Origin of the sequence: Thermosipho sp. 1244 (genome assembly GCF_018588215.1) — a bacterium.
Taxonomy (GTDB): Bacteria; Thermotogota; Thermotogae; order Thermotogales; family Fervidobacteriaceae; genus Thermosipho; species Thermosipho affectus.
The window spans coordinates 40,287-63,234 of sequence record NZ_LNGA01000033.1 but is presented as its reverse complement, the minus strand read 5'-3'; the positions used below and the strand labels follow the sequence as shown (position 1 = coordinate 63,234).

Here is a 22,948-nt window from a genome sequence, read left to right as displayed (position 1 = left end):
CAATTATAGTTGTTAAAATTGGGAATAGTACCCTCTCTACCTTGGTTACCTTCCTCGGTGGTTTCATTTTTATTCTTCTTTCTTCTTTTGTTGTCATCAATTTTGAAACCAACGGTTGAAGTACGGGAATCAACGCAATGTATGAATATGCAGAAATTGCAATTATAGATAACAATTCAGGCGCAAATTTTGAGGTTATAAAAATTGAAGTAGGCCCATCTGCTCCACCAATAATACCTATCGATGCCGCTTGTTTTAAAGTAAAACCAAACACCCTTGCCAAAAGAAAGGTGATAAATATCCCCATCTGAGCCGCTCCACCAAGAAAAATTGTAATAGGATACGAAAGCATAAAGGAAAAATCAGTCAACGCCCCAATTCCAAGAAAAATCAGCGGAGGATAGATTCCAAGCACTAATCCCTGTTGTATATACCACAAAACACCACCTGGTGAATACTGAGAAGGAGGATTTAATATGCCAGTAATATCTGGAGGTATATTTGCTAAAATAATTCCAAATGCTATAGGTATCAAAAGAAGTGGTTCTGCGTCTTTCTCTATGGCAATATAAATCAGCAGTCCGGCAATCCCGAACATTATCAAATTTCCATAACTAATATGCATAAAAGCTGTACTTTGAAAAAAAGATAATAATGATTCCAGCAACTCAAACTCCTCCTTTATTAGCAAATCTATTCTAATTATATATCACTATTTATAATATGAAAAGAAAAATTACTACGTATTTCAAGCAATTAAACCTTATTTTTTTTAATAGCATCTTTTAAACTTAATAATATATAGTAATACGTTAATTCATAGTTATAATTGGAAACTTTTGAAGATGCTATTCTCGAAAACTCCCTTGCAATCGTATAATCCAAACTATATTCTTCGCAAATCCACAGTGCAACTTTTGCAATAGCCTTTAAAATTTTAAAATTTTTTACTTCCAACAATTCCATTACTAACATATTCAAAGTTTTGCTATCTTTTAATGCCTCTTTCACCTTAATATAAAAGGTATAATATGTATTAACATTCAGTTGTTCTGTAATCTTTTCTTCTACAAAATCCTTATTTTTTATTTTTTCAAATTCTTCTGGAAATTCCAAGTATAATTTTTTTTGTATGAACTCTTCAAGTTCTTTTATTTTATCTTTTGGAAAATTTAAAACAAATTTTTGAAGCCTACTTCTAATAGTTGGATAAAGTGAATTCCAACTTGTAGTAACTAATATTATTAACGCATATTTTGGTGGTTCTTCCAACGTTTTTAAAATGGAATTTTCTGCTCCAGGAAGCATTTTCTCTGCATTAAACAACACGACTATTTTCTTTCCACTTTCAACGGAAAACGACAAAAAATCTTGTATTCGTCTTATATCATCTATCTTTATATTTTCCTGATCTACAATATAATATCTTTGTATATCATTATTTGTGATTTTGTATACCAAATTTTCTACATAACTTTTTAAATAATTTTTATTGTCTCCAACAATAGCAATTGAAACCCCAGAATATTCCTCCAATACTTTATCTATATTCACGTTTCCACCTCGTTAATATACATATCTACAACTTCTAAAACATTATTACTATCCTTAACAATAATTCCTTTATCCATAAAAATTGCCCTATTAGAAAATTCCAAAAACACCTCCGGATTATGAGTGGCAACTATTATACCCATACCCATTTTTTTTAAATCAAATATAAGTTCTTTTAAAACTTGCCTATCATTTTTATCCAACATTGAAAGTGGTTCATCTAATAGCAGATATTCAGGTTCCATAACAAGTATTGATGAAATCGCAAGTTTTTGTTTTTGTCCTCCTGATAAATTGTGAGGTTCCATATGTTTAAAATCGTATAACCCCGTAATTTTTAAAACCTTTTGTGCCCTTTTTCTTATTTCTTCCCTATCAAGTCCGAGGTTCTCAAGTCCAAAAATAACATCTTCCCAAACTGTACTACCAATAATTTGAGTTTCAGGATTTTGAAAAACATATCCCGTAACAAAATAATGCGGATGATTTCCTTCAACAATTATCTCTCCAGAGTAATTCACCAATCCTGAAAGTGCTTTAAGAAAAGTGGATTTTCCACTACCGTTATAGCCCAAAAGCAATACAAACTCATCTTTACTAAATTTTGTATCTATCTTTCCCAAGACTCTTTTATTTCCATAAAAAACTTCAAGATTCTTTACAATTATATTATCATCTCCAATTTATCTCCTGCATTAAACTTTAGTATGTCTGCCGCTCTAGATTGATTTGCCGCAATTTCAACAAAACCTGTGCTATCATTATGTACTAATAACCCTCCAATATCAACTTCTGCATAATACCTCAAAATGGGTAATTCTATCCATTTTCTTCTAAAAAATAACTTGATCTTTTCCTTTTCTTTTATCCATTCAAATGGTATATTAGTCTCTATATTACCAAACTTATCAATATACGCAACTTCTCCTGATATTTTATTTTCGATTTTCTTTGCCTTTAAATACGGCAAGGTTGCGTAGTTAAATAATTGACTACCAAGCTCTTTAAAAAAACCCTTTGTAATATACGCTGCAACGGGCGAAAAAATATCCCTGCCATGAAAAGTACTTGATTTGCTATAATGATATCTTTGGTTATTTAATTCCCTTATCTCTAAAGGTTTTTCTCTTTCAAAAACTAAAGTAAACAATCCATTATCCGGTCCAACAAAATAATAATTTTCCGTTTTAACGGCTATTGCCTTTCTTGCACTCCCTACACCGTAATCCACTACACACAAAAAAACCGTTCCTTTGGGAAAATGCATAAAAGAACGCGAGAGGACATACATCGCCTCCCGCACATTAAACGCAGTTATCTGATGGGTTAAATCCACAATTTCTTCGTCTACTATTTGCTTAATTACTCCTTTACAAATTCCAACATAATGTGAATTTCCCCAATCAGTCATAAATACTATCATAATTATCACCTTAATAAAACAATTTTGTTAATTCTCTTAGATAAAAATCCACAGGTCTATAATTTATAATCGTTTCAGAATACGGTATTTCCGTAATAGAAAATCCTTTTACACCAACTGCATGATATACTTTTCCAATCTTTATCATCTCTATAGCATGCGCAGCCATTTGTGTTGCAATAATTCTATCCATTGCACTTGGAGAACCACCTCGTTGTAAATATCCCAAATTTGTATATCTCCATTCAATTCCAAAATCTTCTAACTGTTTTTCTATATACCTTCCAATAACAATAGACGAACCTTCTTCAGGTGAAAATCTACATTCCTTCTTAATATCTTCAGGAATTTCCACACCAGATTCGATAACTATTAATGAAAATCTCTTTTTCCCTTCATATCTCCTTTTTATAATATCAATCATTTCATTGAAATTGGTCTTTTCAGCAGAAGAAATAATATAATCAGCCCCACCTGCCAATCCACCGATAACTGCTATCCAACCACTTGGTTTTCCCATTGTTTCAACAATCATAACCCTGTGATGCGACTCAGCAGTTGAATGCAAAACATCAAGCGCATTTTTTACATTTTCAACTGCGGTAAAAAAACCTATGGAAAAGTCTGTAAAAGAAAGATCATTATCAATAGTAGCCGGAATTACAATAGATGGTACACCTACATTCATCAAATTTATAGCTGATTTTGCTGCAAGTCTACCACCAATAATTATCAATGCAGAAATACCGTATTGTTCTACCTTACTCTTAATTTTTCCAATTTCGTTATTCTCTGGTACATACAAAGAAGTACCTAACATTGTTCCACCTTGATGCAAAACATTGGAAACATTGCCCCTTAATAAAACATCCAAATCATCCCTTAAAAAACCCTCAAAACCATCTTTTATACCCATTACTTCAACATTTAAATCCAATCCTTTCACAACAGCAGCACGTATAGCCGCGTTAATCCCAGGAGAATCATTTCCAACACATAATACTCCCACTCTTTTCATATTATAACCCCCTTACAATTGTCATTAAGACTATAGAGGTAATTGCCATCAATTTAATCAAAATATTGATAGAAGGCCCAGAAGTATCTTTGTATGGATCTCCTACTGTATCACCAACGACTGTTGCCTTATGCGCAAAAGAACCCTTTCCTCCAAAATTTCCCTCTTCAACAAATTTTTTTGCATTATCCCAAGCTCCACCTGAATTTGCCATAAATATTGCAAGCATTACACCAGACACGGTTGCACCGATCAAAAGACCACCAACTCCAATCGCTCCAAAAGAAATATAAATCAAAACAGGTGATAACACCGCAAGCACAGCTGGTAAAACCATTCTTTTCAAAGCACCTTTTGTGGCAATTTGAATACATCTTTGATAATCTGGATCTTGCGATCCCGTCAAAATACCCGGAATTTCCTTAATTTGCCTTCTTATTTCTTTAACCATATCATCTGCCGCATCACCAACTGCATGCATGGTCAATGCAGAGAAGAAAAACGGAAGCATACCACCGATAAGTGCCCCTAAAAATAAATACGGATTACTCAAATTTACAGAGGAAATTTCAGATAATTCACTAAAATTAGCAAATAAAGCCAAAGCAGTTAACGCGGCAGAGCCTATTGCAAAACCCTTTCCCATAGCAGCTGTAGTATTTCCCACTGCATCCAATGAGTCGGTAATTTCTCTTACGCTTGGATCTAATCCCGCCATTTGCGCAATACCACCTGCATTATCAGCAATTGGACCATATGCATCAACTGATAAACTAATTCCCAAAGTTGAAAGCATACCAACTCCTGCAAGTGCTACACCAAATAATCCTAAAATTTTATAAGCCAGAATAACTGCAACGGCAATTAATAATGTGATTATAAATGTTGATTCCATTCCCAAAGCTGTACCACTTATTATAACGTTAGCAGGTCCCATCATACCAGTCTTTGCAAGTTTTTGTACCTTCTTACCAGAAGTATACCATTCTGTTATAATTCCAATTAACAATCCTACTATTACGCCAAAAAACACCACAAAAAATAATTCTAGCCATTTAATATATACGCTGTAAACAAAAGTCATCGATAAAGTTAAAATTCCGGAAAAAATCGTACCAACTCTCAAAGTTTTTGCAGGATTATCTGACTTTTCAGCCTTCAATAATGTATAGATTATTCCAATAATTGAAGAAATTAATCCAAAAATCACAACAAATACCACTGATAAAAATCCTTTTTCTTTAAAGAAGAGATTTCCCAATACAATCGCAGAGAAAATTGAACCTACATACGATTCGTACAAGTCTGCACCCATTCCTGCAACGTCACCCACATTATCTCCAACGTTATCCGCGATTACAGCAGGGTTTCTCGGATCATCTTCTGGAAGATTGGCTTCTGTTTTTCCAACAATATCTGCTCCAACATCCGCAGCTTTTGTATAAATTCCCCCTCCAACCCTTGCAAATAACGCAACAAAAGATGCGCCAAGCGAATAGTAACTTATTAACTCTATATCCCTAGTAACATAATAGGTTATAGCAAGACCTAAAATTCCCAAAGTGGATACAGTTAGCCCCATAACTGCACCACCTGAGAACGATATTTTCAAAGCTTTTCCTAAACCTTCTGCTGCAGCCCATGCAGTCCTTGCATTTGCCCTAGTAGCTATAGACATCCCAAAATATCCAGCAGCTACTGAAAAAAGAGCACCAACAAGCAAAGAAACGCTCGCCTTATACCCCATAAGAAACAAAAACAAAATTGAAAGGGCAAAAATTACCGGGAAAAACACCTTATACTCTTGGAGCAAAAAAGATTTTGCACCTTTTTGTATAATATTAGATAATTGAGTGGTTTTTTCATTACCAGATGAATACTCTAATATTCTAAAAGATAGAAAAATAATAAATCCAAGAGAAATAAACCCCAAATACAAAAAGTAGGCCAAAATATCACCCCTTCAGAGAAAATTGAGGGCCTTTTCGCCCTCATTTTATCTTTTTATCCACTTTATAACTACAGGACTTGCTATATAAAGTGATGAATAAGTTCCAACTATAGTACCTATAGTCATTCCAAATGCAAAAGGTTTAATGCTATTTCCAGAGAATAGCAGTAAAACAAATATGACTATAAACGTGGTGAGTGATGTATTTATAGTCCTTTTAATAACCTGATTTATACTGTCGTTAACTATATTTTCTATACTTTTTCCTCTAGCTCTCTTTAAATTCTCTCTTATCCTATCGTATACAACAATTGTATCGTTAAGTGAATAACCTATAAGCGTCAAAACAGCCGCAATTGCCGCAACATTAAGTTCGTAATTAAAAAATGAGAAGAATCCCAATGTGATTATAACATCGTGGATAAGTGCAACAATCGCACCTACTCCAAATACAAATTGGAACCTCAAAGTTATGTACAATAAGATTGCAAGTAAAGTAAATACAACTGCCTTCCAGGTTAGATTTTTAATTTCTTTAGCTGCATAACCACTGGTTTCGTTAAATCCAATTACATTTGCAACCTTCCCTTTTTCTTTAAATGCTTCAACAATTTTTTTACTAACCATATCTTTTTCTTCTCCAGAATAAACTCTCAACTTTCCTTTTTCATCAAGTGGGGAAACAACTATGGAAAATTTCGTTATATCTTTTGGATCATCAATACTCCTTATTTGAGTTACCCTTGCATTTTCAAACTCTGGTGCCAGGTTTTTTATTACATTTCTCACATATGCCTCATCTACAACATCGTTAACACTCAAGATAATCTCCGAACCACCCAGAAATTCTACACCAAGGTAAAATCCTTTAGTAAATATACTCACAAGAGATGCCGCAACCAAAATTATAGAAAGTATTATAAAAACATTCTTTTTTCCAACAAAATCTATCATGCCCTGGCACCTCCTTTGCCAACACTTTTAACCTTAATCCCACCGGAAAATAGTTCTAAGAAAAATCTCGAGACTACCAAATTAACAAACAAACTACCTAAAACACCTATAATTAAAGTAATGGCAAAACCTTTTACAGTACCTGTACCAAAATAATAAAGGAAAAGTCCAGCAATTATCGTTGTAAGATTTGCATCAAAGAGTGTAATAAATGATTTTGAAAAGGCTGTCGAAATTGCAGCTTTTACTGAACTTCCCTTTCTTAATTCTTCCTTTATTCTTTCATAAATTATTATATTTCCATCAACAGTTGTACCAATAGTCAAAATAATACCTGCTATACCAGGTAACGTTAAAATTGAACCAGTTGCCGCCAAAATTCCAAGCAATAAGAATGTATTATACAATAATGCAATATCTGCAACGATTCCCATAACTCCATAAAATATTATCATATACACAAGAACAATAACAACACCAACTATACCTGCTTTTATTGACGCCTCAATTATATCTTTTCCAAGCAAAGGCGCAACCCATCCGGATGAAACCTTCTCTAACCTTGCTGGAAGAGCTCCACTCTTTAAAATTGCAGCCAATTGTTTCGCCTCATCCAATGTAAAGTTTCCCTTAATTAACGCACTACCATCTGTTATCTTTGCAGTAACAAATCCCGCAAACTGCACTCTATTATCCAAAACAATTGCTAATCTCTTTTTTAATGCTTGTTTATATGCAATTCCTCCTTGATTAAGTAATTCTTCTGGTACATAAAGTTTTTCTGTTATTCTCTTAAATACATCCACATAAGCTTTATCCATCTTAAATGTTACAACATAACCAGCTACATTATTTCTGTCAACTTGTGGTATTGCCTCAACAATCTTTGGTGAAACAAGTTTTAAACTGGAAATATTAGCAATCTCTTTTTTGACAAGGTACCACTTCTTACCTTCCCTATCAAGCAACCACTCTGCTTTTTCCCTTTTGGCTTCGTTTGTTAATTCTGGATCTATTTTTGGATTTGTGGTTGTCTCATCAACTACTTGACCAAACCAAAGTATACCAGTAGAACCGATTAGTTGTTCTGCTCTAGCGGTATCTGTAGCCCCTGGAATTTCAACAATAATAAATGTGTTTTCTTCTCTAAACGTCTGTTTAACCACAGCTTCGGTATAATTTGCCATATCAAGTCTATTTCTTAAAACAGTCCAGACATCTTCCGCAATCTGTGATGGATTTTCTACAGATTTGTCGATATCAACTTTGTATTCAATTCTTGCTCCTCCACTAATATCAAGTCCTAATCTTATTCTATTAAATAAACTTGCAAATCCTCTATATCCATTTGAAGTAGGCCAAAGTAAGGATAAAAAAGCAAGTGCAATAACTACCAATGTTATTACGCCTCTGACTTTATTTTCTTTCATTTAAATACCTCCCCTTGGTTTATTATTCCTCCTTGTTTTTTATTACCTTTGCTACATAAACCTTTGCAATCTCAAGTTCAGTTGTATTGTTACTTTTTATTTTTAGTGTATCTTTTTTTACATCTATAACCTTTCCTACAATACCGCCAGAGGTAATAACAGTATCTCCCCTCTTAATTTCAGAAATCATTTGTTTAAATTGTTTTTCCCTCTTTTTTTGAGGTAAAATCACCAAAAAATACATCATTACAAAGAAAATAAGTAAAAGAAATAACATTTGAAAAAGTCCACTCGCCGCACTTGGAGCAGCCGCTGCTCCCGGATTGGACACTCCAGCAGATGGATCAGGTACACCTGAATAAACAAAATTTGACATAAAAACACCTCCTATATTTTAAAAATTTATTCTTTCTGCAGCTTTAACAAGATGCTCCATTAATAATACAGTTGTAATTTTTCCCACACCTCCAGGCACAGGTGTAACTTTCGCAATATCGGAAACTTCCTTAGCAACATCCCCCACAATACCATTCTCCATAACATTTATTCCCACATCTATAACCACGGCATTTTCCTTAACCATTTCTTTGATTATGAGTTCAGGCCTTCCCGCAGCAGCAACTACAATATCTGCCTTCTTTGTAAATTCTGAAAGATTTTTCGTTTTTGTATGACAGACAGTCACCGTAGCACTTCTATCACGCCTCAACAACATTAAAGACAGTGGTTTTCCAACCGTATTACTTCTTCCCACAATTACTACATTTTTTCCAATAATTTCCGTATAACTTTCCAAAATCTTTATCACTGCTTCAGCTGTACATGGTGCAAAAAACTCTTCTCCATATGCAAGCATCCCCAAATTATACGGATGTCTACCTTCTATATCTTTTCTCGGATCCAAATTTTCAAAAACTTCCATTTCATCAACATCAGGCAGTGGATGCGTTACAAATATACCATCTATTTCTTCATCATCTGAAAAACTTCTCAGCAATTTAATAACGTGCTGTGGTGTTTTTCCCTCTATAATCTCATAATCCAATCCAAACCGCTTAGCAGATTTCTCTTGACTTCTCAAATAACTTATGGTAGATGAATCAGGTTTGTATGTAACTACAACAAGTTTTGGCTCTCTTCTTAACTTTTCAATCCTTTTTAAAAGCTCACTTCTAATTTGTGTATATAAAGGTTTTACGTCAATATACATCAAAATCCCCCTTTTAAAATTTTTTAATTGGCTTTATCCCCTTTGAATATAATATCCCACAAGCTTCAAACATCCCCATTTTGGTTCTCAAAAGTCTAACGCCATTTAATTGAGCAACTCTTATCGTTTCAGGCATTATTTCTCTATTTCTAACTATTATAACAGCCGGAATTCCAACCACGCCGGCAGTTCTAACACATTGTGGAGTGGCAAGACCTGTAATTAAAAGCGATCCTTCCTCACCAAAGGCCAATACATCGCTCATCAAGTCAGATGCAGCAACTTTCTCGATTTCAATTTCCAAATCACCATTTACTAGCACTTCTGCATTTAAAAGTTGAGCAATTTCTGATAATTTCACAATTCCACCCCTTTTAAAATATCTCCTCTATAATTAAATTTCAAAAACGCCTCAAATGTCCATGGACATTTTTCCTTAAATATCTCTGCAATCTTTATTGCATATTGCTGTATTTCAAATTGTGCATGAGAATCTGCACGTAAATTTAAAAAATTCATCAAGCTCCTTGCATTAACAGTCCAATAAAATTGCGTATAAGATGACATTGGAAGAACTATCCTAGCCATTTCCCTTGCAACTCCTATTTTTAGTAGCTCTTTATACGCTCTATAAGAATCTTCTATCGCTTTACTTATTAATTCAAGCGCCATATTTTTTAAATCCTCATCTTCAACCTTTACCGCTTTTTGTTTATCTTCCTTTACGTTTTTTCTTATGTGATTTGGTATATAAAATTCATCTTTTAGCTCTGTATATCTTAAACTTGCTTCGTTAAAAGACCCTATTCTATGTCTAAACCACTGTCTTGCAACAAAAATAGGAGTTTTTACATGAAATGTGAAAACAATATGCTCAAAAGGAGTCTCATGTTTATGCTCCATTAGATAAAAAATCAATTTTTTATCCTTATCAGGTGTTTTAATCCCCTTACCATATGAAACACGTGCGGCCTTTACAGCGGAATAATCATCACCCAAAATATCAACTAATCTCAAAAATCCTTTATCTAGTACTTTATATTCCAAAAAGAGGCACCCCCATTTTCTTAATTATTATTCTATATCTTTCTTCATCTATAATACCACTTTTATACCATTCTTCAAGTTCATCAATCTTTATTAAATTCACAACAGGTTTAAAAGTTAACCTATGTTCTGGAGTAAGTCCATATTTTTCTATTAAATCTATGTGCAATTTTGTAGGATAGCCTTTATGTCTTTCAAATAAATAATTTGAAAACCTCTTAGAATAGAAATTAAGTATTCTATCTCTAATGACCTTTGCAACAATTGAAGCGGCAGAAATTTCTTTTACAAGCAGATCACCTTTAATAATACATTTATACAGATATTTCAATTTTAAGTTTTTTCCGTCTACTAATACTAAATCGAAATCTACTTTTCTTCTTAACATATCAAGTGCCCTGTTCATTGCAAGCTCAGTTGCATGCAATATATTCAATTTATCAATCTCAGCAGGTGTTGCAATTCCGATACCAAAAAATGAATTTTTCAATATCTCAAAAAATAATTTTTCTCTACTTTTAGCGGTTAATTTCTTTGAATCGTTTATCCCTTCGACATCGTTAGTTAGAACAACGGCACCTGCAACAACAGGTCCAAATAGTGGACCTCTACCTGCTTCATCTACACCTGCAACTATCATATTATCGCTCCGTAAACTTTATCTACATAGTCTAAAAAATCTTTTACATCTTTACCGGTTATTATAAACAGCCAATTGTCTTTCCACCAAGCAACTATATCGATTGCCTTATACTTCATTTGAAAATATCCTCGATCAAATAAACTATATGTTAAATAATTTAATTTTAATGGACTACCAAACTGATTTTTAAATTTTTTCCAATTTTCTTTTGCACGCAACTTATCATTATACTTAAACACATAAAATGTACCATTAAATCCATCAAATATTCCATATAATCCCCTTCCAAGTTCTACACCATAAATCTCTTCAATTTCACCGATTGCAACAAGTGGATGTTCAAAACTATCTAAAATCAAAATCGCGCTTTTTTCTGAAAAACTTCCAGGTAAAGAAGGCGTTTTAAATAAAAAGCCACAACTTGAAATTAAAAGTACTAAAGAAATAATTAAAATCCAAAATTTTTTCATAATTCATATACCCTCCCCTAAAAGTCCAAATAATTCCAATGCTTTCTTTATTATATCACGTCGCATTGCAAGGTCAGCGTGAGATGCTTTAAAAAATACATTTAAATCCCCGTACGCACTTGCACTTACTGTTGGTACCATTCCATCATTTTCCAAAAAAACCGAATCTTTTGGGTATATGTTATCAATGACATACTTTAGGAAATAAAGTCCGGCAAAACTTGGTAAGTGTGTTTCAAGAATTTTGTCTAGATCTGCTACAGTAAAATCCAATTTTCCAACGAAATTTATCACTCTAATATTTTTAGGAATTCTTGGATAATTTCTTCCAAAAACCAAATACTTATAATTAGGTGCCACAATATATCCTTTAAATAAGTTAGCTAGAAACAGTGCATATTTTATTAATTCGAACCTTTCCCCAATATATAAATCAAAAAAAGATTGATCGAAAGCTACAATTTGTGCAAGTGGTGAACCCAAATGTGGTGTTCCAGCAAAAATCACACATTTTATCTTTTTTGCAAAGTGTTCATCTTGCAAAGCATATTTTAATAAAATTCCACCCATACTATGTGCATAGATAAAAAAACTGTCAAAGCCATCCGTTAAGTCTACTAATTCTTTTGAAATATTCTCAAGTGGTACATCTAAACTGGGATATAAAAAAAGGTAAAGTCCAACATTTTCAGGTACTTCTTCTTTAAAAACATTTATCATACCTTCTTTATAATAATCAATTTTTTCATCTACTTCTCTTGGTGAAATTCCATGGATAAGAATTATTTTCTTTTTTCCATCTTTTATCTTCAACAACTCAGGTTTAAAAGGCTTCCAATCTTTTTCCTCAACTTCATCATACTCAAAAAATGGTTTTATTTTTATATCCAAACTTCTAAAAACAACTATACCTTTAAACTTATACTCATACAAAGTAGACGAAAACAAAAAATATGATATTAAAATTAATAAAACAGATAATCTTTTCAATTTATTCCCCCTCAAAATATTTAAAAAGCATCTTTGAAAATTTATTTAAATCCATGTGATATACAAGATCAGCAAGCTCATCATATGAGGTACTATCCATATTAATTATAACCAAATTCCCTTGATTTTCTTTTATCAATAAAGGAAAAGAAGCAGCAGGATATACCTGCAAAGAACTTCCCATTACAAGTAATGTATTTGCTTCTTTCAAAAGACTATACGCATAATCGAGTTGTTTTACGTTTTCTCCAAAAAATACAATATCAGGTCTTATTATTCCACCACATTTACAGTAATACTTTTCAGGAAAAGAATATTTTCTTCCACAACTCTCACAATAAAATCTACTTGCATTCCCATGGATTTCAACTACATTTTTTGATCCTGCCTTAAAATGTAAATCATCTATATTTTGAGTAATAATACCTATTAAATATCCCAAATCTTCTAATCTTGCAAGTAATCTGTGTGAAATATTGTACTTTGCTTTATACATTTTAATAAATTCTTTCTTTACAAAGTCATAGAACTTTTCAGGATATCTTTTAAAAAATCCATAATCAAAGATTTCATGACCGTATCTTTCGTACAATCCATTTTTTCCCCTAAAATCCGGAATACCACTATTTGTACTTATTCCAGCTCCAGTTAACGCAAGCACATTCCCCTCTTTTATAATTTCAACTAATTCTTCGAGCATATTCCCACCACACAATCAAAATAAAAACAGGTATAACCACTGATTTAAAGAAAAAAACCACTAACAAGGCTAAACCTAAAACAATAATCTTTTGTTTATCCCATTTTTGTAATCTTACTATAGAATACAAAACTCCTAAAACAAGCCCTAGAATTGAAGCATAAATCCCGTTAAAAAGGGGAGAAAGTTCATTTGAATATTTTCCTACTAACGTACCGGCTAATACTATAACCAAAACCGGTGGAATCAAAACACCAAATACTGCAAATACGATTCCCCAAATCCCAAAAACTTCTTCACCTATTAAAATTGCCATATTAATTGCTATAGGGCCTGGCATAGATTGTGCAAGAGATAAAATTTTCCCAAATTTTTCATCATCCATATAATTCGAAAATTTTCTCTTAAAAATTGGAACCATAGCATAACCTCCGCCCAATGTTAAAGCGGAAGTAACAAAAAATTTTGTAAATATTTCCCAAAGTTTAGAATAATCCTTCTTCATTTTCATTCTCCAAACTTTCTAAAAACTCTCTATATTTTTTGTCTATTTGTTCTTTTTCATGTTTAAAATTAATAAGCTTTTTTCTAGCTATGGAAAGTAAATCAACGGCTTTACCATATAACTTTAAAGCAAGCTCTATATCAACATCATTTTGATGAAAATAATCTTTTATTCTTTCTATTTTTTCGATAAGATCGTTGAATTCCAATCGTTCCATATCTTCAATTTTTAAAGAGAGTATGTCCTCCATACAATTCCTCCTTTTTATTCTTTCTCTCATTAAACGCCTTTACGTTGATTTTTCCATCCTTAAGATAAAGTCCCAATTTTTCACCTATCTTTATTTGCCTTATACTACTTACTTTCTTTCCGTTTTTCAAAATGACCGCTCCACCAAAAAGTAGCGGGGCAAGTTCTTCTTTTTTTAACAATTCTTGAAAAATTACATTTATGCTAGATTCTGCACGGGAAATCTTTAATTCAAAATCTTTTTCAAGTAATTTTGCATAATTGAGCATATTACTTTCTTCATTTTTAAACTTACCATTCATTTTCTCAGAAATAAAATTGAGAACATCTTTTGAAATCCTACGCTTTGAAAACTCTATTTTATACTCTAGATGATTTTCTAAATTTTCATAATAATTATCCAACAAATAATTAATGTTTTCAAATCTAACTGTAATTGTTTTATTTATGTAATCTATAAGTTGGAAGTTCAATATATTATTAACATTTTTGAATAAATTCATCACCAACAATCTCAAATCATTCCAATTATTATCAACTCTCTTAATATTATCATCTATCTGCTTAGAAATTGCCCTTGCAACTTCTGTAGGCGTTGCAAACCTTTTCCATGCAACATAGTCTGGAATAGTAAAATCCCTTTCATGTCCTATTCCAGATAACACGGGGCAATATTCATTAAACTTTGCAATCTCAACGCCTAATATCAAATCATCAAAATACATTAAGTCACTCTTTGCCCCTCCACCCCTTGCAATTACAACTACATCATAATCAATATTAGATCTTTTTATTCTATTTAAAGCTAAAATTATTCCCGTTGCTGTTTGCGCACCTTGCATTGGTGATTCATATAAATGAACAATTGGTTGATAAAGATAGCTAACTTTTAAATTTTTCAAAAAATCCTCATATCCTGCGGCTGTACTTGAAGAAATAATTGCTATTTTCTTTATAGGCGGAAGTTCTGATAAATCGTGTTTTTCGAGCATAAGTAAATTTCTCATTTTAAGTTCTTTTAATATTTCTTTCCTTCTTTTCTCTATTTCAGATTCTCCAACAGGGGCAATAGTATCTGCAAAAAATGTAAAACTCATTCTATCTCTATAAAAAGACAATTTACCTTGGAAAATCCACTTTTTCCCCACTAGATCTTTTTCACTTTCTATCCCCAAAACTTTTAACATACGTGGATACAAAAATTTTAAAACAAAAACCGTAATCTCAATGTTTCTCATTCCTTTTTTTCCGGGATAGGTCTGAGAAACATCAATGTACAATCCTGTGTTATGTACATTTGCCCTTACAACATCCGCATAGAACCTAAACGTTTCCTGTGTAATACCAGTAGATTCTATCTTATTTACAACGTACTCGTTTAATTCTATCAAATCTTTAAATTCTTTCACTATTCCCACTCTTTTCCTTCGTATAAGTCTACTTTTAATGGGACTTTTAACTTAACAGAATTCTCCATTTTGTCTACTATTATTTCTTTTACTATTTCCAATTCCTCCTTTGGAACCTCAAAGACTAATTCGTCGTGAACTTGCAAAATCATCTTTGTTTTTAATTTTCTCCTCAAAAGTTCATTATGTATATTAATCATTGCAATCTTTATAATATCTGCTGCTGTGCCTTGAATTGGTGTATTTATCGCTATTCTTTCACCTTCTTGGCGAACATTTTTTGACCTTAGCTGTGAAATATATCTTTTTCTTCCAAACAAAGTCTTTACAAACCCATTCTTTTTCGCAAATTCCACTGTCTGTTTAATAAAATCAAAAACACCACTGTAATATTTAAAATAACTATCTATTATCTTTTTTGTCTCATTTACATTCAATCCTATTCTCTTTGACAAACCATACGGTGAAATACCGTATATTATCGCAAAATTTACCATTTTTCCCATTCTTCTCATATCTTCTGTTACCATTAATTCAGATATATTAAAGATATTTGCAGCGGTAATGGTGTGGATATCATAATTATTTTTAAATGCTTCAAGCAATCTTTTATCCCCACTCATGTGGGCCAAAATTCTCAATTCAATTTGTGAATAATCCGCTCCGACTATATACCAATCTTCAAATTGAGGCTTAACAGCTTTCCTAATTTCCCTGCCTTCTTCAGTCCTTGTGGGTAAATTTTGAAGATTAGGCTCTGAACTGCTCAATCTACCTGTTGCAGTTCCCGTTTGATGAAAGCTACTATGTACTCTCTTTGTAATATCATTAACAGAATTTGGTATTGAATCAATATAAGTACTCTTAAGCTTTTGATATTTTCTATGTTCCAGTAACAATTGCGCAATTTCATATTCCTTGGCAAGTTCTTCTAAAACCTCTGCATTTGTTGAATCTCTACCCGTTGAGGTCTTTTTAATAGATGGAAGTTTAAGTTTATCAAACAACACTTCTGCAACTTGCTTAGAAGAATTAATATTAAAACGCTCACCGGAAATCTCATAGATTCTTTCTTCTAATCTTCTCATCTTCTGTTCATATTTTTCGGATAATATTTTCAAATAATCCAAATCAAAATACACTCCATTTAATTCCATTTGAGCAAGTACATTTATAAGTGGCATTTCTATGTTGTAAAACAAATCTTTTACTTCTGATATATGTTTACTCAATATATGAAACAATCTAAATGTAATATCCGCATCTTCGCAAGAATACTCTGCAGCTTTTTCAATTGGAACAAATGAAAAATCATTCCCAAATAAGGGAACACTACCATCCACTAATTCGTCAAAGCTTATCATTTTATACCCCAAAAACTTTAAAGATAACTCTTCAAGATTGTACTTTCTTTCATCGGGATTTAAAAGATACGCAGCAACCATTGTATCAAAATATGGGGGATTGGGATCAATTCCAAAAAGTTTAAAAATCTTATAATCAAACTTTAAATTTTGACCTACTATATTAAATTCTCCATTTCCCAAAATTTCCTTTAAAAACTTTAATACATACTTTTTTTCAATATTTTTTCCATTGACATGTGAAACGGGGATATAATATGCTTTACCTTCCTTTGTAGCAACAGATATCCCTACAAGTTTTGCACTATATGGTTCAAGTGAAGTTGTTTCTGTATCAATGGAAAAAACTTTCATTTTCTTTATCTCATCTTGAAGTTTTTCAAGTTTTTTTAAATTATCCACTACAATATATTCCTTTTCAAATTCCTCTTGCAAATTAAGTTCTTTAATTATCGAAGAAAATTCAAAATTTTTCAAAACTTGTAAAAGTTTTTTTTGATTATACCCCTTATATACCAAATCCTCTGCTTTTAAATCCAAGGGCACGTCGTATATTAGTTCAACCAATTCTCTACTTAATGTTAAATTTTCCTTTGAATTTTCAAGCAATTTTTGTAACTTGTTGGTAAGTAATCTTTTATTTTTTATAACATTGTCCAAAGAACCATATTTTTTCAACAAAGATGTGGCAGTCTTTTTTCCTATTCCCTTAACACCTGGAATATTATCAATTTGATCTCCAACAAGAGAAAGATAATCTGCAAATTGATGTGGATAAATTCCGTACTTTTCATACACTTTACTTTTATCGTATAAAACTAAATCTGTAATTCCCCTTTCTATCCGCCAAACAAAGATCTTATCATCAACAAGCTGCAATAAATCTTTGTCGCCTGTTATTATATTTATCTGTTCAAAATCACCGTAAAATTTTTTTGCAAGTGTTGCGATAATATCATCCGCTTCGTATCCCATTAATTTTAATACTCTTAATCCAAAACTTTCCACAAATTCCTCTATATACGGAAGTTGTTCAATTATAAGCTTGGGGGTTTCAGGCCTATTTGCTTTGTACTCAATCAAAAGTTCCTTTCTTTTCTGACTTCCTCCTTTTGAATCCAAAACAAAAGCACAAGCATCTTTATTAATATTGATATGCTCTTTAAAAAACTTTATTAACATCTTTGCAATTCCGTATACTGCATTTGTATGCTTTCCTGTAGAAGTCTTTAAAGATTGATCTATTGCATAAAACGCCCTATAAACTAAACCTGTACCATCAAAGAGAAACAGATTTGCCATCTTTTTGCATCTCCCTGATCTCATGCAACGTATTTACAGCACGTCTCAAATGTGGTATAACGATTGATCCACCTACAATTAAAGCCACATCAAACACCTCAAAAAATTCCTCATCGCTTACTCCATGCTCTACACACCTAATCATATGATATGTTATACAATCATCACATCTTAACACCATAGAAGCAACTAATCCCAATAACTCTTTGGTTTTTTCATCTAACACACCTTTTTTGTAAACGTTTGTATCCAGATTAAAAAACCTTTTTGTATTCAAAGTACCATTTTCAAGTATTTTCTCATTCATCTTCTCTCTGAATTTTTTAAATTCCTCAAGATTCATATTATTCCTCCTTTAATTCATAAGTGAAAATAACTTCATCCCCATTGGAAAGTGGTTCTGTAAAATAAGCGCTTTTCCCATTTTTTAACAATTTATAATTTTTTATTCTCTTTAAATCAATCTTAAACTTGCTAAATATATCGGCTAAAATTATCCCCCCACCATCTTCAGAATAAGTTGTGTATATTTTATCACCATTTTTTATCTCATATTCTTTACTTACCAAAACACCATTTACTTCATACAAAAGCGTATCCTTTTCAATTACCTCTTCTTTTCCATTCAAGACTATCTTTACACTCTTTGTTTCACTCTGGGCAACATCCTTTATCTTCAAAGGAGTTATTTCAAAAACAATTTTAAGTGTTTCCCCAGGATCTACCTGATTTTTATCAGACAATTCCAATTCGTTTTTAAAAATCTTCACTTTACCAACTTTTTTCTCTTGATAAATATCATTATAAAAAAACTCTACTGTTGCAAGTTCCCTTTCAAGTTCAGCCCTTATATCTCTAACAAAAACTGGATTATACTCAATCTTGTCCCCATCTTTTAAAACAACATTCTCCTTTATAATTTCACCATTTAATGAAACAGATGGAAAATATTTCCTTTTTTTATCACCAAAATCCAAAATTATAGGTAAAACTACATCATAAAGACTATAGGATTTTTCACCTGTTTGTGATGGTTTACCAATAACTATTCTATCACCATGTTTTACTTTATCTCTTAATGTAGCACGTTTTCCATTAATATAAATGGGGGCGGGTTTTGGTAATTCACCTTTTAATATTTTCATCTTTCCATTAATTTCAAGAACAATAGATTCACTTGGTTTTCCCAAAAGATCAACCATCGAATATCCACATTGTAGAAGCACTTCGCTTAACATATGCCCACCGGAAAAACCAACCAATTGTATCGGTTCATCATTTACAAATACCTGTTCAAAAATAGTACCACTCTTTGTAAGTGCAGTATACGCAATTCCTAGCGGAGTTACAAATTCACTACCAACAACAATTCCCGTATTATCCAAAATATTCAAGTTTTTTGCATCTTTTAAAGATATATTATCAATTTCTATATCCAACTTTTCTGCAAGTTTTTCCACGAATCCTGGAACTTTTGCCCCACCACCAACAACCATTACTACTTGCGGCTTATCACCATTTAAGGTTAAAATCTCTTCAGTAATCTTTGTTGTAATATTATCAACCACCGGTCCAATTATTTCATTAAGTTTTTCTTTTGTAATTTCTTTTTCTTTATCTAAGATATTTCTATAAACTTTTTTATTTTCTTCTGGAGTATTTAACCAACGCTTTAAATTTTCCGCTGTGGAAAAATCTACAAGTAAAGCCTTTGTTATTGATTCTGTCATTTCATCTCCAGCAAGTGGCACCATTCCATATGCTATAATGGTTCCTTCTTTGGATATGGCAATATCACTAGTACCCGCTCCAACATCAACCAAAGCTATATTTAAAATTCTTAAATCTTCCGGTACAGTTATATTTATCGCAGCAATTGGCTCCAAAGTCATGTGCGTCATTGTAAGATCTACTTTTCTTAAAACTGACACCATTGCATCCACTACTTGTATCGGTAAAAAGGCCGTTACAACTTCTACTTTTGCATTCTTGCCTTTTAACCCCTTTATTTTTTTCAACCAATTTCCGTCTAATTCATATTTTATTACGGAATAACCCACACAATACATATTTTCCGCATCAATCTTTTGCACTGCGTTATCAACCGCAGAAAGTTCTAATCGCGTTATAAGCTCATCATCTATCTCACTAACGTGTGAAATATCCTCTTCATATTCACCAATAGCCGTGGTCAAAAATCTCCCCGCAAGTGCAACAGCTACTTTATCCAAAGTCACATTGTTTCTACTTTCAAGCTCTTCCTTTACTTTCTTAACCACCCTTGCAACTTTTTCCACATCGTGAATTTGTCCATCTAACATCGCACGATGTTCGTGTTCTTTTAATACTATATCGTGGACTATAACTTTCTCATCTTCTAATGAAGCTAACACACCTGCAATTTTTCTTGTGCCTACGTCCAAAGCAAAAACCAACCCTCACACCTCCACAACGGTAACTCCAACTCCACCTTCACTTGGCCTTCCAAAACGATAACTTTTTATCCTCTTGTCTTTTCTTAAAAAATTCCATATATTCGAAGCCAAGCTTCCAGTACCTTTTCCATGTACTATATATCCAGTCGAATAATCAGAGTATATAAGATCGTCAATAAACTTATCCACAAGTTCAATAGCTTCTTCCACAGTCTTTCCCCTTAAATCAATTTCATTTGAAGAAAGCACAGAAATACTTTGATATAAAATAGGTTCTTCATCTTTTTTAGGTGGCTCAACCTTTCTCAATTTTGATTTTTTTACCTCTATTTTTAATCCATTAAAATCTACAAGAATTTTCCCGTTTTGCCTTTTTTCAATTATCCTACCAACAGCCGTTCCATCTACCAATTTAACGTAATCCCCTTTGGTTATTTCCTGGGCTATATTTGGATACTTTAAACTTTCCAAAGTTTTATCCACCTGGGTAATATCCTTTTCCTTTTGTTCGAGCCTCTTTAATTTTTTCTTTATTAATTCTTCGCTATTTGTCTTGGTAGAAAACAATGCAGACTGGATCTCTCTTTTTGCCGTTCTAAATTCCCTATAAATATTCCTCAATTCCTTATCAAGTTCCTCTATTTTCTTTAACTTCAAAATATTGTATTTTTTTTCATACTCTGATTTTAATCTCTCGTATTCTTTTAATGTCTTTTCAAGAAGCTTCTTCTTTTCTTCTAGTTCACTCACTTTTAAATTCAAATGTTTAATTATATTTTCAATTTTTAAATGATCCTCAGATATATATCTCTTTGCTCTATCAATAATATCTTTATTCAATCCCAACCTTTCTGAAATTTCAAACGCATGTGATGCACCTGGAGTATTTAAAAGTAACCTGTAAGTTGGAGATAAAGTATTTATATCAAATTCCATTGACGCCGTCATAATATCATCACGTTCCATCGCAAATAACTTTACATTCGTAAGGTGAGTAGTAATAATAAATTTAATATTTTTTTCAAGTAAATGCTCTATAATTGCAATTGCAAGAGCACTACCTTCAAATGGATCAGTTCCCGAACCTAATTCATCTATAACCACCAAAGAATTTTCATCGGCATCTTTCAAGGCTTCTATTATTCTTACCATATGAGAAGAAAAAGTACTGAGGTTTTCCACAACATTTTGAGAATCACCTATATCTACAAACAACTTGAAATTTGGAATTCTTGTACCTATATCTGAAAGAATAGGAAAACCATGTTGGGACATGAATATAAACAGAGAAATAGTCTTCAAAGTAACAGTTTTACCACCAGTGTTTGGACCTGTAATTATCAATCCTTTTTTATCCTTAGGAATATCTATAGAAATTGGAACGACTTTATCTCTTGAAATTAATGGATGCCTTGCGTTTACTAACTTTAAATACGTACCTTCTGGCTTTACCACAATCCCATTATTTTTATACGCATACTTTGCACGAGCGAAAAGTGAATCAATATGCCCGACTATCTTTATATCGTTAATTAAATGTGCATATCTATCGTGAATTTTACTGGTTATTCCTCTCAATATTTTATTGATTTCTATCTTTTCTTCACTTCTTAATATCTCAATTTTATCATTTAAATGTATGAACTCCTGTGGTTCAAAAAACAATGAAACTCCAGTATTTGAAACTCCATGAACAATTCCTTTCAAATGTCCACGCGCTCCTGATTTAATTATAAACACATATCTTCCATTCCTAATCGTATACAACTGTTCCTGCAAATATCTACTATTTTTTGAAATAAATTTTTCAATCTTTTCTTTTATTTCTAAAGATAACCTTTTTTGCTCTTTTCTAATAACGGACAAGTTCTTAGATGCCTTATCCTTAAAATTTCCATCAGGTTCAAACACAGATTCAATTTCATTAATCAATGTATCATAATTTCCTAACTTTGATATATAGAAACTAACTTTATACCTTGTACTACTTATAGCTTCTTTCAAGCTATGCACAAGTAACATAAATTCCTTTATCTTAAATATTTCATACGGCTCAAGAATGGGATAATTTTTTGTTTTTTGCAACAAAGGTCTAATATCTTCAACTTTTTGAAAAACAGGTAACCCAAGGGTTACCTGTATATCAAACACCTCCTGAAGATACTCATACTCTTCGTTATTCACACATTCTTTTGAAATTTTTTCCAAGTGTTCTCTACCATACACAGAAAAAGTATATTCCAAAAACTGCTTAAAAACATCTTCCCAATCCAAAAAGCGTTCCATATCAAACT

Annotated in this window: 23 protein-coding genes; all 23 read right to left on the bottom strand. The window is 32.2% G+C overall.

Annotated elements, in window-relative coordinates:
* Nucleotides 1–667: sodium ion-translocating decarboxylase subunit beta (locus AS157_RS08895; RefSeq protein WP_214495034.1), on the bottom strand; the 667-nt coding region annotated here is incomplete at its 3' end.
* A gap of 89 nt (nucleotides 668–756) precedes the next feature.
* Nucleotides 757–1,554 carry a DNA polymerase III delta subunit-related protein gene (locus AS157_RS08890; RefSeq protein ID WP_077288663.1) on the bottom strand — a complete coding sequence of 266 codons (798 nt, stop codon included), beginning with the start codon at nucleotides 1,552–1,554 and terminating at the stop codon, nucleotides 757–759.
* A complete protein-coding gene (locus tag AS157_RS08885) occupies nucleotides 1,551–2,177 on the bottom strand; it encodes an energy-coupling factor ABC transporter ATP-binding protein (RefSeq protein WP_143611732.1) in 627 nt (208 codons plus the stop codon). Before AS157_RS08885 ends, AS157_RS08890 begins: the two co-directional genes overlap by 4 nt.
* Nucleotides 2,178–2,218: 41 nt before the next feature.
* Nucleotides 2,219–2,977 carry an SAM hydrolase/SAM-dependent halogenase family protein gene (locus AS157_RS08880; RefSeq protein WP_077288665.1) on the bottom strand — a complete coding sequence of 253 codons (759 nt, stop codon included), beginning with the start codon at nucleotides 2,975–2,977 and terminating at the stop codon, nucleotides 2,219–2,221.
* A gap of 10 nt (nucleotides 2,978–2,987) precedes the next feature.
* Nucleotides 2,988–3,995 (bottom strand): 6-phosphofructokinase, encoded by a 1,008-nt coding sequence (locus AS157_RS08875; RefSeq protein WP_077288666.1) that lies wholly within the window; start codon nucleotides 3,993–3,995, stop codon nucleotides 2,988–2,990.
* A 1-nt stretch (nucleotide 3,996) separates the two neighbouring features.
* The gene (locus AS157_RS08870) at nucleotides 3,997–5,946 is read right to left on the bottom strand and encodes a sodium-translocating pyrophosphatase (protein ID WP_077288667.1); all 1,950 of its coding nucleotides are present in this window, start codon (nucleotides 5,944–5,946) and stop codon (nucleotides 3,997–3,999) included.
* Nucleotides 5,947–5,991: 45 nt separating this feature from the next.
* Complete coding sequence (gene secF / locus AS157_RS08865; RefSeq protein ID WP_077288668.1) at nucleotides 5,992–6,900, bottom strand: protein translocase subunit SecF; 909 nt, start codon at nucleotides 6,898–6,900, stop codon at nucleotides 5,992–5,994.
* Complete coding sequence (gene secD / locus AS157_RS08860; protein ID WP_077288669.1) at nucleotides 6,897–8,330, bottom strand: protein translocase subunit SecD; 1,434 nt, start codon at nucleotides 8,328–8,330, stop codon at nucleotides 6,897–6,899. Before secD ends, secF begins: the two co-directional genes overlap by 4 nt.
* A 22-nt stretch (nucleotides 8,331–8,352) precedes the next feature.
* The gene (yajC, locus tag AS157_RS08855; RefSeq protein ID WP_075665238.1) at nucleotides 8,353–8,706 is read right to left on the bottom strand and encodes a preprotein translocase subunit YajC; all 354 of its coding nucleotides are present in this window, start codon (nucleotides 8,704–8,706) and stop codon (nucleotides 8,353–8,355) included.
* Nucleotides 8,707–8,724: 18 nt separating this feature from the next.
* Nucleotides 8,725–9,540 (bottom strand): bifunctional 5,10-methylenetetrahydrofolate dehydrogenase/5,10-methenyltetrahydrofolate cyclohydrolase, encoded by an 816-nt coding sequence (locus AS157_RS08850; protein WP_077288670.1) that lies wholly within the window; start codon nucleotides 9,538–9,540, stop codon nucleotides 8,725–8,727.
* Between the two features lie 13 nt (nucleotides 9,541–9,553).
* Complete coding sequence (locus AS157_RS08845) at nucleotides 9,554–9,901, bottom strand: hypothetical protein (protein ID WP_077288671.1); 348 nt, start codon at nucleotides 9,899–9,901, stop codon at nucleotides 9,554–9,556.
* Nucleotides 9,898–10,587: an FAD-dependent thymidylate synthase gene (gene thyX / locus AS157_RS08840; protein ID WP_077288672.1), complete on the bottom strand. Its 690-nt coding sequence runs from the start codon at nucleotides 10,585–10,587 to the stop codon at nucleotides 9,898–9,900. The genes AS157_RS08845 and thyX overlap by 4 nt, the downstream gene beginning before the upstream one ends.
* The gene (rnhB, locus tag AS157_RS08835; protein ID WP_077288673.1) at nucleotides 10,577–11,227 is read right to left on the bottom strand and encodes a ribonuclease HII; all 651 of its coding nucleotides are present in this window, start codon (nucleotides 11,225–11,227) and stop codon (nucleotides 10,577–10,579) included. Before rnhB ends, thyX begins: the two co-directional genes overlap by 11 nt.
* Nucleotides 11,224–11,700: a DUF3242 domain-containing protein gene (locus tag AS157_RS08830; protein WP_077288674.1), complete on the bottom strand. Its 477-nt coding sequence runs from the start codon at nucleotides 11,698–11,700 to the stop codon at nucleotides 11,224–11,226. Before AS157_RS08830 ends, rnhB begins: the two co-directional genes overlap by 4 nt.
* Nucleotides 11,701–11,703: 3 nt before the next feature.
* Complete coding sequence (locus AS157_RS08825; protein ID WP_077288675.1) at nucleotides 11,704–12,690, bottom strand: lipase family alpha/beta hydrolase; 987 nt, start codon at nucleotides 12,688–12,690, stop codon at nucleotides 11,704–11,706.
* A gap of 1 nt (nucleotide 12,691) precedes the next feature.
* Nucleotides 12,692–13,390, bottom strand: a complete 699-nt coding sequence (locus tag AS157_RS08820) for an NAD-dependent deacylase (RefSeq protein ID WP_077288676.1) — start codon at nucleotides 13,388–13,390, stop codon at nucleotides 12,692–12,694.
* Nucleotides 13,371–13,895 (bottom strand): chromate transporter, encoded by a 525-nt coding sequence (locus tag AS157_RS08815; RefSeq protein ID WP_077288677.1) that lies wholly within the window; start codon nucleotides 13,893–13,895, stop codon nucleotides 13,371–13,373. The genes AS157_RS08820 and AS157_RS08815 overlap by 20 nt, the downstream gene beginning before the upstream one ends.
* Nucleotides 13,876–14,145 (bottom strand): exodeoxyribonuclease VII, encoded by a 270-nt coding sequence (locus AS157_RS08810; protein WP_075665247.1) that lies wholly within the window; start codon nucleotides 14,143–14,145, stop codon nucleotides 13,876–13,878. Before AS157_RS08810 ends, AS157_RS08815 begins: the two co-directional genes overlap by 20 nt.
* Nucleotides 14,117–15,562 (bottom strand): exodeoxyribonuclease VII large subunit, encoded by a 1,446-nt coding sequence (gene xseA, locus AS157_RS08805; protein WP_143611733.1) that lies wholly within the window; start codon nucleotides 15,560–15,562, stop codon nucleotides 14,117–14,119. Before xseA ends, AS157_RS08810 begins: the two co-directional genes overlap by 29 nt.
* Entirely contained in the window at nucleotides 15,553–18,219 is a 2,667-nt protein-coding gene (polA, locus tag AS157_RS08800; protein WP_077288679.1) for a DNA polymerase I, read from the bottom strand. Before polA ends, xseA begins: the two co-directional genes overlap by 10 nt.
* Nucleotides 18,197–18,562 (bottom strand): carboxymuconolactone decarboxylase family protein, encoded by a 366-nt coding sequence (locus AS157_RS08795; RefSeq protein ID WP_075665249.1) that lies wholly within the window; start codon nucleotides 18,560–18,562, stop codon nucleotides 18,197–18,199. The genes polA and AS157_RS08795 overlap by 23 nt, the downstream gene beginning before the upstream one ends.
* 1 nt (nucleotide 18,563) lies before the next feature.
* The gene (locus tag AS157_RS08790) at nucleotides 18,564–20,654 is read right to left on the bottom strand and encodes a cell division FtsA domain-containing protein (protein WP_077288680.1); all 2,091 of its coding nucleotides are present in this window, start codon (nucleotides 20,652–20,654) and stop codon (nucleotides 18,564–18,566) included.
* 3 nt (nucleotides 20,655–20,657) lie between these two features.
* Entirely contained in the window at nucleotides 20,658–22,940 is a 2,283-nt protein-coding gene (locus tag AS157_RS08785; protein ID WP_214495033.1) for an endonuclease MutS2, read from the bottom strand.
* Between the last annotated feature and the right edge of the window lie 8 nt (nucleotides 22,941–22,948).

Bases quoted from the DNA above. Each gene is read 5' to 3' on its own strand.
- AS157_RS08875 (WP_077288666.1), bottom strand. From the start codon at position 3,995: ATGAAAAGAGTGGGAGTATTATGTGTTGGAAATGATTCTCCTGGGATT.
- AS157_RS08810 (WP_075665247.1), bottom strand. From the start codon at position 14,145: ATGGAGGACATACTCTCTTTAAAAATTGAAGATATGGAACGATTGGAA.
- AS157_RS08785 (WP_214495033.1), bottom strand. From the start codon at position 22,940: ATGGAACGCTTTTTGGATTGGGAAGATGTTTTTAAGCAGTTTTTGGAA.
- secD (WP_077288669.1), bottom strand. From the start codon at position 8,330: ATGAAAGAAAATAAAGTCAGAGGCGTAATAACATTGGTAGTTATTGCA.
- secF (WP_077288668.1), bottom strand. From the start codon at position 6,900: ATGATAGATTTTGTTGGAAAAAAGAATGTTTTTATAATACTTTCTATA.
- AS157_RS08850 (WP_077288670.1), bottom strand. From the start codon at position 9,540: ATGTATATTGACGTAAAACCTTTATATACACAAATTAGAAGTGAGCTT.
- rnhB (WP_077288673.1), bottom strand. From the start codon at position 11,227: ATGATAGTTGCAGGTGTAGATGAAGCAGGTAGAGGTCCACTATTTGGA.
- AS157_RS08795 (WP_075665249.1), bottom strand. From the start codon at position 18,562: ATGAATCTTGAGGAATTTAAAAAATTCAGAGAGAAGATGAATGAGAAA.
- AS157_RS08820 (WP_077288676.1), bottom strand. From the start codon at position 13,390: ATGCTCGAAGAATTAGTTGAAATTATAAAAGAGGGGAATGTGCTTGCG.
- yajC (WP_075665238.1), bottom strand. From the start codon at position 8,706: ATGTCAAATTTTGTTTATTCAGGTGTACCTGATCCATCTGCTGGAGTG.
- AS157_RS08830 (WP_077288674.1), bottom strand. From the start codon at position 11,700: ATGAAAAAATTTTGGATTTTAATTATTTCTTTAGTACTTTTAATTTCA.
- AS157_RS08815 (WP_077288677.1), bottom strand. From the start codon at position 13,895: ATGAAGAAGGATTATTCTAAACTTTGGGAAATATTTACAAAATTTTTT.
- AS157_RS08880 (WP_077288665.1), bottom strand. From the start codon at position 2,977: ATGATAGTATTTATGACTGATTGGGGAAATTCACATTATGTTGGAATT.
- polA (WP_077288679.1), bottom strand. From the start codon at position 18,219: ATGGCAAATCTGTTTCTCTTTGATGGTACAGGTTTAGTTTATAGGGCG.